The organism is Gemmatimonadota bacterium, assembly GCA_016719105.1.
Classification (GTDB): domain Bacteria; phylum Gemmatimonadota; class Gemmatimonadetes; order Gemmatimonadales; family Gemmatimonadaceae; genus SCN-70-22.
This window is the reverse complement of sequence record JADKAQ010000009.1, coordinates 1-11,978: the sequence shown is the minus strand read 5'-3', so window position 1 is coordinate 11,978 and position 11,978 is coordinate 1. Positions and strand designations below refer to the sequence as shown.

The 11,978-nt window shown below is 68.9% G+C and carries 11 protein-coding genes and 1 pseudogene; 4 read left to right on the top strand and 8 right to left on the bottom strand.

What is annotated here, in order from left to right:
- Positions 1-144: 144 nt before the first annotated feature.
- The 3 genes from IPN47_12560 to IPN47_12550 form a co-directional block, all read right to left on the bottom strand.
- Positions 145-321, bottom strand: a complete 177-nt coding sequence (locus IPN47_12560; GenBank protein ID MBK9408855.1) for a hypothetical protein — start codon at positions 319-321, stop codon at positions 145-147.
- Between the two features lie 343 nt (positions 322-664).
- On the bottom strand, positions 665-1,261 hold the full coding sequence (locus IPN47_12555) for a hypothetical protein (protein MBK9408854.1): 597 nt from the start codon (positions 1,259-1,261) through the stop codon (positions 665-667).
- Positions 1,258-2,070: an SIR2 family protein gene (locus IPN47_12550; protein ID MBK9408853.1), complete on the bottom strand. Its 813-nt coding sequence runs from the start codon at positions 2,068-2,070 to the stop codon at positions 1,258-1,260. Before IPN47_12550 ends, IPN47_12555 begins: the two co-directional genes overlap by 4 nt.
- Before the next feature lie 140 nt (positions 2,071-2,210).
- On the opposite strand from IPN47_12550, the gene IPN47_12545 reads away from it, so the two are divergent.
- The 3 genes from IPN47_12545 to IPN47_12535 are packed head-to-tail and all read left to right on the top strand — an operon-like array spanning position 2,211 to position 3,938.
- Positions 2,211-2,939: a sigma-70 family RNA polymerase sigma factor gene (locus tag IPN47_12545; GenBank protein MBK9408852.1), complete on the top strand. Its 729-nt coding sequence runs from the start codon at positions 2,211-2,213 to the stop codon at positions 2,937-2,939.
- Positions 2,936-3,397, top strand: a complete 462-nt coding sequence (locus tag IPN47_12540) for a hypothetical protein (protein MBK9408851.1) — start codon at positions 2,936-2,938, stop codon at positions 3,395-3,397. The genes IPN47_12545 and IPN47_12540 overlap by 4 nt, the downstream gene beginning before the upstream one ends.
- A gap of 1 nt (position 3,398) precedes the next feature.
- Positions 3,399-3,938 carry a hypothetical protein gene (locus IPN47_12535; GenBank protein MBK9408850.1) on the top strand — a complete coding sequence of 180 codons (540 nt, stop codon included), beginning with the start codon at positions 3,399-3,401 and terminating at the stop codon, positions 3,936-3,938.
- Here IPN47_12535 and IPN47_12530 read toward each other — a convergent pair.
- The 3 genes and pseudogenes from IPN47_12530 to IPN47_12520 form a co-directional block, all read right to left on the bottom strand.
- Positions 3,910-5,690 (bottom strand): annotated as a pseudogene (locus IPN47_12530) (ABC transporter ATP-binding protein). The gene IPN47_12535 and the pseudogene IPN47_12530 overlap by 29 nt on opposite strands.
- 91 nt (positions 5,691-5,781) lie before the next feature.
- Positions 5,782-5,940 carry a hypothetical protein gene (locus IPN47_12525; GenBank protein ID MBK9408849.1) on the bottom strand — a complete coding sequence of 53 codons (159 nt, stop codon included), beginning with the start codon at positions 5,938-5,940 and terminating at the stop codon, positions 5,782-5,784.
- 68 nt (positions 5,941-6,008) lie between these two features.
- Positions 6,009-7,970: a DUF2207 domain-containing protein gene (locus tag IPN47_12520; protein MBK9408848.1), complete on the bottom strand. Its 1,962-nt coding sequence runs from the start codon at positions 7,968-7,970 to the stop codon at positions 6,009-6,011.
- Positions 7,971-8,258: 288 nt separating this feature from the next.
- Here IPN47_12520 and IPN47_12515 point away from each other — a divergent pair, with 288 nt between their 5' ends.
- Positions 8,259-9,665 carry an aminopeptidase P family protein gene (locus IPN47_12515; GenBank protein ID MBK9408847.1) on the top strand — a complete coding sequence of 469 codons (1,407 nt, stop codon included), beginning with the start codon at positions 8,259-8,261 and terminating at the stop codon, positions 9,663-9,665.
- Positions 9,666-9,754: 89 nt separating this feature from the next.
- Here the strand turns inward: IPN47_12515 and IPN47_12510 are convergent, their stop codons facing one another.
- Both IPN47_12510 and IPN47_12505 read right to left on the bottom strand, forming a co-directional pair.
- Positions 9,755-10,198, bottom strand: coding sequence for a hypothetical protein (locus tag IPN47_12510; GenBank protein MBK9408846.1), 444 nt, complete (start codon positions 10,196-10,198; stop codon positions 9,755-9,757).
- Between the two features lie 117 nt (positions 10,199-10,315).
- Positions 10,316-11,836 carry a VCBS repeat-containing protein gene (locus IPN47_12505; protein MBK9408845.1) on the bottom strand — a complete coding sequence of 507 codons (1,521 nt, stop codon included), beginning with the start codon at positions 11,834-11,836 and terminating at the stop codon, positions 10,316-10,318.
- Between the last annotated feature and the right edge of the window lie 142 nt (positions 11,837-11,978).

Here is an 11,978-nt window from a genome sequence, read left to right as displayed (position 1 = left end):
AGGGGGCGAGTGCCGTGCCAACGCAAAATCCCGCCTGTGAGGGCGGGATTGCGTGCTTTTGCTGGCCTCGGGAGGAGGGGAGGGCTGGCCGAACGGGCGGGGGGCTGGGCGCGGGTGCCGCTCGGGTGCCACAGGGGCTCCCCCCTACGGGATCGTTCGGCAGTACTTCCCACCCTCGCAGTACTCGGGGACGAAGGTCTCGCTTTCGACCAGCCAGGTTCCGGCGATCTGTCGCCACTTGGCGAAGTAGAGGCCGCCCACCGACACCTTGCCGTCGACGTCGGTCCAGGAGCCGGCCCAGCGTCCCTGTTCGCTGGCCATGCGCCACGGGCGAAGACCTTCACCTCGCTCGGGGTGCGGCGGTAGACCACGTCGGGGCGGGTGCGGAACTGGTCGGCGAAGCGCTCGGCGTTGACGTCGCGCCCGACCATGGAGACCGAGTTGGAGGTCAGGACGGCGACGTGCGGGGCGAAGATGGCGGCGACGCCCGCGGTGTCGTGCCGGGCGATGGCGGCGTTTGAGCGTTCGCGCTGGGCGCGGATCGCGCGGGCATCGGCGCTGTCGGCCGACGACTGTGCGGCGGCCGACTGGGCGGCGGCCGGGCGTGCGCCGGCGATGCCTAACGTGATGACGCAGGCGAGCAGGGCGGTGCGGCGGATGGCGGTCATGCGCGTTTCCAGGTGGCGGTGGCGCCGGTGGGGAACTCGGTGGTGAGGAACGACTCCCAGGCGCGCAGCATGGGCGACGTCAGCTGCTTTCCTTCGGCCCCCATCTCGCCGTAGGTCATGTCGCTCCCTTCGGGGATGAAGATCGGGTCCCAGTTGTGGCGGTTGTAGTCGCCGCGCGCCACGCGGGCCACTTCGCCCCTGGTCTCGCCGCGATAGAGGGTGATCTGCTTGCCGTCGCAGTAGCCGAGGATGGCGCGGGCGACGGCTTGCCGCGAGTCGCCCTCGCGCAGGAAGGCGCACATGCGTTCGCCGACCGCGTTCCAGATGATCTTGCCTAACGGCCCGGGGAGCTCGCGCAGCCCCTCGAAGAAGAGCCCCCCATGCTCGACGACGCACGGCTGGCGGAGGTACTTGTAGGCCTCGAGCGCCTTGGAGCGGACGACCGCCTCCAGTTCGGGGTGCATGATCTCCTGCACGTCGTGGCGCACGGGGCAGAAGGTGAGGCGTGCATTGTCGGCCTCGCCCTTGCCGGCGAAGTAGGCCGCCACCTCGTCGATCTTGTTCTCGCTCGAGGTCACGAAGTAGAGCTTCATACGAGGGCCTCCAGGAACTCGTCGACGCTGCGCGACTTGTCGACCGGGTCCAGCTCGATGATGGAGACGCCCCACTGCGCGAGCAGGGTGCGCTGGATCTCGCCGGTGCCGAAGGTGGTGAGGAAGGCCGAGGGCATGATGCGCCCGGTGCGCTTCACCGCCTGGCGCAGCTTGTGGAGCTTGTACAGCAGGTAACGGATGTTGACGTCGTTGAGCGAGTAGCCGACGAAGAGGAGCGAGTGGCCGAGGGTGTCGGCGCGCAGCTTGATGTCGAGCGGCGACTCGAACTCCAACCGTTCGAAGTAGGACGACTCGGTGAGGACGAGCGAGGCGTCGTCGCTGAAGGTGCCGTGGAACTTGACGACCTGGGTCACGTTGCGCGGGGCGCGCACGATGTCGTCGATGTTGGCAATGGCGTGGCAGGGCTGTCCCCGGAGCTCGAAGGCGCGCTCGATGATCTCGTCGTAGTTGGTCGTGTAGATGAGCGGGAGGTGCATGTCGACCAGCGCGATGTGGGCGCGCGACCTGGCGATGTCCTCGTCGCGAGGATTGAACGCCTTGTCCATGACGCTGCGCAGGGGGCCGATGCTCCCCTTGGCGGCCACGTAGTACTCGGCCAGCTGCAACTCGTTGCCGTTGACCTTGAAGACGGCGGGGTCGTACTCGAGCTGCTCGGCGACGAGGTCGATGAGTTCGGACCAGCTGGGGAGGCCGAGCGGGCGCGAGAGTCCGGAGCCGACGAAGGGGATGAGCTTGCCGTCGTTGCGCAGTTCGCGCAGGAGGTCGAGGTCGTCGGGGGAGTGACTCATGCACGCCGGGGCGAGAGGTGGCGCCAACTTGGGGGCTGGGTCGGGGGGGAGCAACACCGTGGCGTGTGGGCCACGGCGGGGGGCGCTGGGGAGGGCCGGGAGAAGGACGAGGCCATGCCGGGCACGGCCGTTCCCCTTGGGTGGTCCCGCCCCTCGGTCGCCGGCGGTGGCCGGCGCACGACGCGCGCCTTGCGTCCCGTCCGGCGCGGACCTCTCGTTCGGCAGCTGCAGCGCTGTCCTGCAGCGCTGTCCTGCAGCGCTGTCCTGCAGCGCTGTCCTGCAGCGCTGTCCTATGGACGGCGCCGCCGATCCACCCACTATCGAACCCTCGTTCGTCACCTGCGCGGAGCGCTCCCCTGACTTCGATCGATCTGCGAGACGCGCTGGCCCAGTCGCACCGGCAGGCCTTTGCCTGGGCGGTGCGGTGCTGCCAGGGCGATCAGGGGGAGGCCGAGGACGTGCTGCACACCGCGTACTGCAAGGTGCTGGACGGGAAGGCGCGGTTCGAGGGGCGGTCGTCGTTCACGACGTGGTTCTTCGGCGTGGTGCGGCGCACGGCGCAGGAGCAGGCGCGCTGGCGTTGGTTGCGCGTGGCGCGGCTGGAGCGGTGGTGGCAGGACGCCTCGGTGGACGGCAAGGGGGAGGACGAGGTGGAGGCCGACGCCGATGACCGGGTGGCCGGGTTGCAGGCGGCGCTTCCGCGGTTGTCGCCTCGGCAGCAGGAGGTGTTGCACCTGGTGTTCTATCAGGGGCTGACGATCCAGGAGTCGGCCGAGGTGCTGGGGTTACCGGTGGGGACGGCTCGCACGCACTACGAACGAGGGAAGGCGCGGCTGCGCCACCTGTTGCTGGACGAGGAGTTGTCATGAGCGAGACGGAGCAGGACGACCGGGAATTGCGCGAGCGCTTTGCCGCGCTCCGTGCCCGGGAGGAGCGGAGGGCGATCCCGCCCTTTGCGCGCGTGGTGACCGGGCGCGCGCCCCGGTCGGCGCGTCGCTGGCGGCAGCCGGCGATGGCGTTAGGCGCGGTGGCCGCGGTGGCGGTGGTGGCGATCGCGCTTGCCATGTGGCGGCGACCCGCCGTGTCGCCGGTTGCGTTGGTGCCGGAGACGACGCAGGGCCCGCAGGTGGCCGATGCGGCACCGCAGTATGCACTGGTCGCGGGGACGATGCGCGTCCCCACCGACTACTTCCTCGACGTCGCCACCACGGTGAGCGCCGACGAGATCCCGACGATCCCCTCGATCGGTTCGGTCGACTGGTACCCGCTGGCCCCTGCCGGCGAGCCGCTGACCAGGCCGATGCACGACTCACGCCGGAGGAACTGAGATGTCCCGACACACCTATGCGCTGGCCTTGCTGCCGGCGTTGCTCCTGGCGGCTCCCGTCGCCCGCGCCCAGGCCAAGGCCGATGAAGTCTTCGCCAAGGCCTTCTTCGACCCGCAGCTCGTCCTCAAGCACGCCAGCGCCATCGGCCTCACGGCGCAGCAGCGCAAGGCGATCCTCGACGAGCTCAAGTCGACGCAGGTGGCGCTCGTCCCGCTGCAGGTCGACATGGCGGAGCCGGCCCTCGAGCTGCAAGGACTCGTGGAGAGCACGCGCGTCGACGAGGCCCGCGCGCTGGCACGCATCGACCAGGTGCTCAAGATCGAGAACGAGGTCAAGAAGCGGCAGGCGATCTTCGTGATCCGCGTGAAGAACCTGCTGACCGCCGATCAACAGGCCAAGCTGCGCGCCCTTCGTGATGGCGGGGCCAAGGAAGACGATGCGGATGGCGGCGGGGGGCTGGCGGCGCTGTCTGGGCTCGACGCCCCACCGACCGCCCCACCTAACGCGCCCCTTACCGCCCCGCCCCCACGGGCACCTTGACCTCACCCACCGCGCGCAACTCCCCGACCTGCTGGCGCCACATCGCGTAGTACAGCCCACGCTCGGCCACCAACGCCTCGTGCTTCCCCTGCTCCACGATGCGACCGCGCTCGAGCACGTAGATGCGGTCGGCGTGCATCACGGTCGACAGGCGGTGGGCGATGAGGATCGTGACGGCGTCCTCGCGCTCCGACACCTCGCGCACGGTCTGGGAGATCTCCTCCTCGGTGAGTGAGTCGAGCGCCGAGGTGGCTTCGTCGAAGACGAGGAGGTGCGGGTGGCGCAGGAGGGCGCGGGCGATGGAGAGACGCTGCTTCTCGCCGCCGGAGACCTTCACCCCGCCCTCGCCAATCAGCGTATCCAGCCCCTTGTCGGCGCGCGCCAGGAGGTTCTGCGCCGCGGCTCGGCGCAGCACGTCGAGGCATTCCTCGTCGGTCGCCTGCGGCCGCACGAAGAGGAGGTTCTCGCGGATCGTGCCGGAGAAGAGCTGCGTGTCCTGCGTGACCAACCCCATGCGCTCGCGAAAACGATCGAGGTCGATGCGCGTGGAGTCGTGCCCGTTGTAGAGGATGTGCCCCTCGCGCGGGGCATAGAGACCGACGAGGAGCTTGACCAGCGTCGTCTTGCCGGACCCCGACGGTCCCACGAAGGCGATCGTCTCGCCGCGCTTCACGCTGAAGGCGATGTCCTGCAGCGCCGGCGTCGTGGCCGACTGGTGCATGAAGGCGACGTGCTCGAAGCGGAGTTCGTGCAGCGGGTCGATCTCCACCGGGTTGGCCGGCTTGGGGTCGAGCGGCATGGCCATCACCGCCGAGAAGTTGGCCATCGAGGCCTCGGTCTCGCGGTAGATGTTGATCACGTTCCCCAGCTCCTGCAGCGGCCCGAAGATGAAGAACGAATAGATCAGCAGCGAGAAGAACTGCCCCACCGTGATCTGGCGATCGAAGATCAGGTAGAGCATGAGGAAGAGGATGCAGGTGCGCAGGAAGTTCACCGACGTCCCCTGGATGAAGCTCAGCGACCGCAGGTAGCGCACCTTCTTGAGCTCGAGCTTGAGGATCTTCTGCGTGACGCCGTTGAGGCGTGACACCTCCTGCTCGGTGAGCCCGAGGCTCTTGACCAACTCGATGTTGCGCAACGACTCGGTCGTGCGCCGGCCAGCGCCGTCGTCTCGGCGACGATCACCTTCTGGATGGTCTTGATGCGCTTGGAGAGGATGGAGCTGAGCGTGCCGAGCAGGGGGACGGTGATGAGGAAGGCCGGGGCGATGCTCCAGTGCACCTTGAAGGCGTACACCATCACGAAGACGACGCCGACGATGGTGGTGAAGACCACGTTCACCAGCGCCGTCACGAAACGCTCGGTGTCGCTGCGCGCCTTCTGCAGCTTGCCCAGCGTCTCGCCGCTGCGCTGGTCCTCGAAGGTGGAGTACGGGAGTCCGAGCGAGTGGCGGATGCCGTCGGAGTACATCTGCGCGCCCAGGCGCTGCACGATGACGTTGACGCAATAGTCCTGGAAGTTCTTGGCCACGCGCGAAACGAAGGCCACGCCGACCGCCGCCAGGAGCAACAACGACACGCCGCGGAAGAACTGGGCGCGCGTGTACGACTCGTACTTGGTGGCGTACGAATCGATGATGTGGCGGAAGATGAGCGGATCGAGGAGCGAGAAGACCTGGTTGATGGCGGCCAGCAGCAGCGCCAGCAGGACCAGCTTCCAGTACTGCCTGAGGTATCCGAACAGGATGTGCATGGGACGGGGCGAGGGGATATATCGAATACTATCGATATAGCGCGCGTGGCAACTCGGACGTTTGACGGAGTCGGGGAGGGCGCTCCGTCGCCTACCGGCGTCCCGCCCCGGTCAGGTTGGCGAGTTCGCTCAGCTTGCCGGCCAGTTCGATCATCACGTAGATCCCGCTGGCCAGTGCGAACAGTACTCCCCAGTAGCCGGCCACGGCGTTGCCGGCCCTCAGGAGCAGGTTGAAACCGAACGAAAGCACGACGCTCGCCGCGAGAAAGGAGAGTACGGCGAAAAGGAGCGCGGCGGCGCAGCGGGGCGCCTGCCCTACTACCATCCCCCGCCGCCGCCACCACCGGAACTGGAGCCACCGCTCGAACTCGAGCCTCCCGAGCTCGACGACGGCTTGGAGACACCGGAGGCGACCGACGACGCCGCGGCGACCCACATGCCGCTGGAGCCGCCACCAGAGAAGCCCCCTCCCCCGCCCATCCCCGACCACGAGGACGCGCTCACACCGCTCCCCCCGCCTGACGAGGACCAGCTGGAGGCTCCCGACGAGTGGTGCCCGACGGTCGCGCCGCCGGCTCGGCCAAACGACGCGAACCACCTGTCCATGTGCCGGGCGAGGCCGAAGGCGATGAGCCAGGGAAGCCACTCGTCCTGGAGCCGTGGGGCGGGCTGCTTGAGCTCCTCCTGGAAGTAGCGCCGCGCGGCCGCCATCTCCCGACGCAGCTGCAGGCGCTTAGGGCCATAGCGCCAGGCGGCCATCGAGAGCACGCTACGGGTGATGGCCAGCGCGATGAGCGCCATCCCCACGAGCGAGAGGAGCCCGACGCGTTGGAAGCCGGTGAGCACGACGCCCAACAGCGCCGCCGACATGAGGGCCAAGGGGACGAAGAACCAGAGCGTCGCCGTTGCCGCCCCTTCGACCCGATCGCGCCAGACGCGCGCCGCCGGAAGCATGACGCCGAGGAAGAGGATCATGGCGCCGACGATGCCGGGGATGCCGACGACGAGGTCGTACTCGCGGGTGCGCGCGCTCGCGATGAAGCTGGCGATGCCGGCGACCGCCAACAGGACGGTCGGCATCGCCGATGGCGCTGGCAGCGCCGGATCGTCGGGCACCAGGCGCTCCACGATGCTCTTGAGGGGCGACGAGATCTTCCCCGATGGATTGAAGCCGGTGCGACGATAATGCTCGCGAATCTCGTCGGAGGTGACCTTGGTGCGATGGCCGAAGAAGAGCCCGTCGATGAGCGCACATTCATAGTCGCGGAGCTTGCTGCGATCGACGGTGAGCTCCAGGTGCAACGTCGTGGTGGTGAAGACCCAGACCTTCGACGACTCCACGCGACTCTTGATCTTCCCCTCTTGCTCGAGCCGCGCGAGCACCGCCGTCACCTCGGCGGCGTCGGTGCGCTCGTCCCAGGCCGCTCCGACCACCTCGGGGCGGTGGCGGAAGACGGTCTCGTGGAGCCACGCATCGGTCACGACGCTGTCGGACACCGGCGACGCGAAACGCCCCACGCCGGCCTCCCGGCGAAAGAAGACCGCGATGAGGGCCAGCATGGCGGCGACGAAGCCGCTCGCGACGCCGACGCGCTGCGCGAGGTCGGCCCCGTACACCACGGCGGCCGGGCGCCCGGCTCCGGCGTAGACCAACGGGATGTTGACGACGAAGCCGTACCACGGCTCCAGGCGCAGCGGCCCAAACTCTCCGGTGAAGTCGGCGGGGGCCTTCCAGACCGGATCGAGGGTGAGCTTCAGCGTGTACGCCTCGACTGCCCCGGCGTGATCGGTGAAGGCGAAGTCGTGATCGAGCCGGAAGTCGTCGCCCTCGTGCAGCAGGATGTTCGTGTAGCGGAACTCGATGCGATAGCTCCGCTCATCGCCGTTGAACGGCGGATCCTCGGCACGCCGGCTTCGCCAGCGCAGGTGCCGCGAGTCGCCCCAGCCATAGCCATCGACGACCTCGAGGTCGTCTGCCTTCATGGGGATCTCCTGCCCGGTGGCCGAATCGAGGCGCACCATGCGGTCGAAGCCGAAGCGCTGCGGCGAGGACCAGACAAAGGTGCGTTCGCCGCCGTTCCAGTCGCCGGTGAAGACGATGACTTGCGTCTCCTTGACCAGCAGGCGCCCGTCGCGGTCGAGGTGCGCCTCGACGTGCATGCGTCGCCAGTGCAGCTCGCGATCCTGCGCGGCAAGCGGCGCGGACCGCACCGACACGATGGCGGCAACCGTCATCGTGAGGCGCAACGCCAGGCGGGCGGCCATTCGAACACGCATCATGCGAAGCGAGACTGATGGTGGGAGCGACGAGCGGCGCGAGGACGGCCCAGGCGCGAGCCGGGCGCGCAGACCGCGGCGCACGAGTCCGGCAGCCGCCGCGCCCAAACTACCGCCCACCCCTACGCCCCGCACCCCCGGGAGGTGTCGCCGGGTGCGTCCGGGCGACAGATTCGCCGGAGGTCAACGCACCGCATCCCCTGCCTTTCGTGCGGTCCCGCGTCGTGGACCCCAACTCCTCGTCCTATCCCCGGCCGTCGCTGGGTGATGCCTCCCGTTCTCTCCGCTCCCATGCCGACGCGTCGCACCTTCGTCCAGCAGATCGGCGCCTCCCTGGCCGCCGTCTCCGCCGCCGCCTCGCAGCTCGCCGCCGAACCTAGTGACGGACAGCCACGCGGCTCCGAGCGCCTCCTGGTCGAGAACCCGCTGCACCCGACCCCCGCCCCGGTCGGCGTCGATCGGCTGCCGCTGGCCTGGTACCAGGCGCAGTCGCGGCGCCTGCGCGAACGGGCGCGGGCGCGCGGCGTCGACGCGATCCTCCTGCAGAGCGACGTGAACCTCGTGTACTTCACGGGCTGCTTTCGCGGGAGCGGCGAGCGCACCACGTGGGCGCTGATGCCGACCAACGAGGTAGACACCGTCTACTGGTTCTCGCCGGCGATCGACCGCGACCTCATCACCTCGTGGTGGTGCACCGAGAACGACTACTACTTCTGCTACCCGCACGCCGAGGGGGGCTTTCCCAACCGCGGGGAGCTGGCGCGCGGCAAGCGCGTCGACCTGTGGGAGTGGGTGTTAGGCAAGCTCGCGGCGCGCGGATTGGGCGAGCGGGTGATCGGGCTCGATCGCGAACTCACCCCGTCGGCGCAGCGCACGTTCGACCGGGTGTTGCCCAAGGCGCGCAACGTGGACGTCGGCGACCTCTGCCTGGACATGCAGATCATCAAGACGCCGGAGGAGATCGCCCTCACGCAGCGCGCGTATCGCTACTTCGACCAGGTGCACGCCTTTGCCCGCGACTACATCCTGGAGCATGGGACGAGCACGACGGACTACCAGATCGGCCAGGCGCTGTCGTCGTATGGCATCAACCTCATGATGCGCGACGTGCAGCGTGACGGGAAACCGCACAGCGCCGTGGGGATGGAGGTCACGGGGAACTACGTGCGCACGGGAGTGGCAACGGCCTATCCGCACCCCAACCAGTTCTTCCATGCCCCGGTGCGGCGCGGGCAACCGCTCTACGTGAACTGCGACATCCTGCTCGGCGGCTACGGCGGCGAGGGATATCGCAACTACATCCTCCTGCCGTCGACGCCGCAACACGACCGCATGTGGAACGTGGTGCGCGACACGGTGCAGATCATCACCGAGGAGACCAAGCCCGGGGCCATCTGCTCGGAGATCGCGTTCAAGGTGCACCAGTACCAGGTCAAGCAGGGGATGCAGGACTACATCTACCACCGCCCCGGACATGGGCAGGGGCAGAACTTCGTGGGGCACCAGCCTCCCTTCCTTGCGTTAGGCGACGATACCGTGGTGCAGGAAGGGATGACCTTTTCGGTCGAGCCGGGACTCTATGACGAGAAGAGCGGGATCGGGATCAACCCGAGCGACCGGCTCGTCGTGCTGAAGGACCGGGCCGTGCTCATGTCGCGCATCCCGTTCTCGCGGGAGTGGAGCTACCTGAAGGTCTGAGCTCGGGACGCGCGGCGTATGTGACGGGTGGTGACGGGACAGCGTGGCGGTGCGACGGTGACAAGCCTCGGGAGGCCGCCTCGCGCCGGTCACCCCCCGGCGCAGGCGACGCGTTTCATCGGGAAGTTCATGCCGCGCACCTGCCCTCCCTGGTCGCCCTCGATGCGTGCCACGAGCGAGTCGGCGCCGACCTTGCGATAGAGGATCCGTTGCGGGAAGTCGTGCGACGGGTTGGCGAAGGTGACCGAGCTGTCGGTGAGCGCCGTGGCGGCGAACGGGGTGGCGGGGCGCCCGCCGGGCTGGGCGAGATACGTGGCCACGCCGTCCTTCACCTCCACGCGGAGCGCCTCCCACTCGCGCGCCACGTCGCGCACCACCGTCCGGCTCATCCCCAGCATCAGGCCACCGAGCGGCGCCATCCACTGTTCGTGGGTGATGCGGGCGGGGGTGCGCAGCTCCCAGCAGCCGGCCATGAAGGCCAGTCGCGACACATCGTTAGGTGCCTGGGCCGCGAGTGGCGCCGCGGCTGCCATCGCCGCGAGCAGCAACGTGCCGCCCAGGGCGGCCCCTCGTGCGCGCCGCGCGCGCGACGGCTGCGGCATGCGGCACTTTGTGTCGTGCATCGTCATCGTTCCCCCGTGTGGTGGCGTTCATGGCGCGCGTACTTCGAGCGCCCTGCCACGATACGCGCGAGGATCGACCGCGGCCACTCGTCTCGTCACGCGCCCGTCACGGGTCAGCACGGTGACTTCGACGTCAACCGGCGACAGCGAAGGGAGGGCGACGTGCACCGGTGTCACCCCCTGGGCGTCGTAGCTGCCGCCGGTGTCGAGCAGCCGCAGCCCCAGGAGGCGACGGGTCCCGGCGGCAAAGACGCGCACCTCGCTCCCTGCGCGCGTCGCCCGCCCCTGCGCGTCGCGCACCGTCACCTGCAACGCGCGCGCGGCGAGCGCCGGTGACAGTTCGTTGCGGAAGAGCGGGTGCGCCCCCTTCACATGGTTGTTGGTGAGGGCGAGGTCGAGGTCGCCGTCGCGATCGAAGTCGACCCACACCACTCCGTGCGAGCCGTTGTCGGCGGCGATCGACGCCGGCATCTCGTTCACGAAGTGGTCGCCGACGTTTCGGAAGAAGTGATCCGGGGTGTCGCGCTCCCCCGCGAGGTACGACACCACGAAGAGGTCGAGCCGCCCGTCGTGGTCCACGTCGCCCCACGCCGCACTGGTAGAGTGATAGTCGCCGGCCAGCCCCATCGGCGCGGCGACGTTGGTGAAGCGTCCGCCGTCATCCCGATACAGCGCGTCGGGGCCGTAGTTGGCCACGAAGAGGTCGAAGTCGCCATCGTTGTCGTAGTCGCCGAGCGTGGGGCCGACGCCGCCACGGTCGGCGGGGCGGCCGCGCTCCGAGACACCTAACGAATCGGCCACGTCGACATAACGGCCGCCCACGTTGCGATAGAGGGCGTTGGCGTCGCCGTCCTGGTTGGCGACGAAGGCATCGAGGTCGCCGTCCTGCTCCCAGTCCCACCAGACGACCCCCACCGTCTTGCGCGGGTCGGCGATCCCCAGGGCCGGCGCCACGTCGGTGAAGCGTCCCCCGTCGTTGCGATAGAGCGCGTTGGGGCGATCGCGAAAGGCGACGCTGAGGTCGACGTCACCGTCGTTGTCGAAATCGATGAACGACGGTTGGCGCGTCGTCCCACGATCGGCCACGCCGACGGCCGCCGCCACGTCGACGAAGCGCCCGCCGTTTCCGGGATTCCGGTACAACTTGTTAGGCACGGGGGCCTGCGGGGTGAAGCCGACGTAGAGGTCGAGCCGTCCATCCGCATCGTAGTCCCCCCACGCGGCAGCGCGCACCTCCAGCGAGTCGTCGATGCCGAGCGACGCGGCGACATCGACGAAGCCACCGCCGTCGTTGCGATACAGCCGCGCCCGCACGCCGCCGCGGAAGCCGACGTAGAGATCGAGATCGCCGTCGTCGTCGTAGTCGGCCCACGCGTTCGGCTGCCCGCCAGGAGTCGAGAAGAGCGCCGGTTGGACGGGGATGAATACGAGCGGGGGGCCGAACGCCCGCCACGACCGCCCCCGGCGTCGGAATGGCCGCGGGATCGGCCGGGGTCGGAGCCGACCCTCGACAGGCGACGAGCGCGGTGAGCACGGCCAGCGCCACAAGCCAAGCAGCAGAAGGAGAGCGGTTCATCGCCCAAACGTGCCGCCGAGGAAGCCCGGGAGCGAGGGCGCCGCCGGAAGCGCGAGGCGACCACGGGAGGAGTGTGAAACCTACGTGCGCGGCGCACGTAGTCCGTGCATGTCA

What these genes read in the sequence shown, in the direction of transcription:
- IPN47_12540 (MBK9408851.1), top strand. Translation starts at nt 2,936, where the DNA reads ATGAGCGAGACGGAGCAGGACGACCGGGAATTGCGCGAGCGCTTTGCC.
- IPN47_12510 (MBK9408846.1), bottom strand. Translation starts at nt 10,198, where the DNA reads ATGGCAGCCGCGGCGCCACTCGCGGCCCAGGCACCTAACGATGTGTCG.
- IPN47_12550 (MBK9408853.1), bottom strand. Translation starts at nt 2,070, where the DNA reads ATGAGTCACTCCCCCGACGACCTCGACCTCCTGCGCGAACTGCGCAAC.
- IPN47_12535 (MBK9408850.1), top strand. Translation starts at nt 3,399, where the DNA reads ATGTCCCGACACACCTATGCGCTGGCCTTGCTGCCGGCGTTGCTCCTG.
- IPN47_12555 (MBK9408854.1), bottom strand. Translation starts at nt 1,261, where the DNA reads ATGAAGCTCTACTTCGTGACCTCGAGCGAGAACAAGATCGACGAGGTG.
- IPN47_12515 (MBK9408847.1), top strand. Translation starts at nt 8,259, where the DNA reads ATGCCGACGCGTCGCACCTTCGTCCAGCAGATCGGCGCCTCCCTGGCC.
- IPN47_12560 (MBK9408855.1), bottom strand. Translation starts at nt 321, where the DNA reads ATGGCCAGCGAACAGGGACGCTGGGCCGGCTCCTGGACCGACGTCGAC.
- IPN47_12520 (MBK9408848.1), bottom strand. Translation starts at nt 7,970, where the DNA reads ATGATGCGTGTTCGAATGGCCGCCCGCCTGGCGTTGCGCCTCACGATG.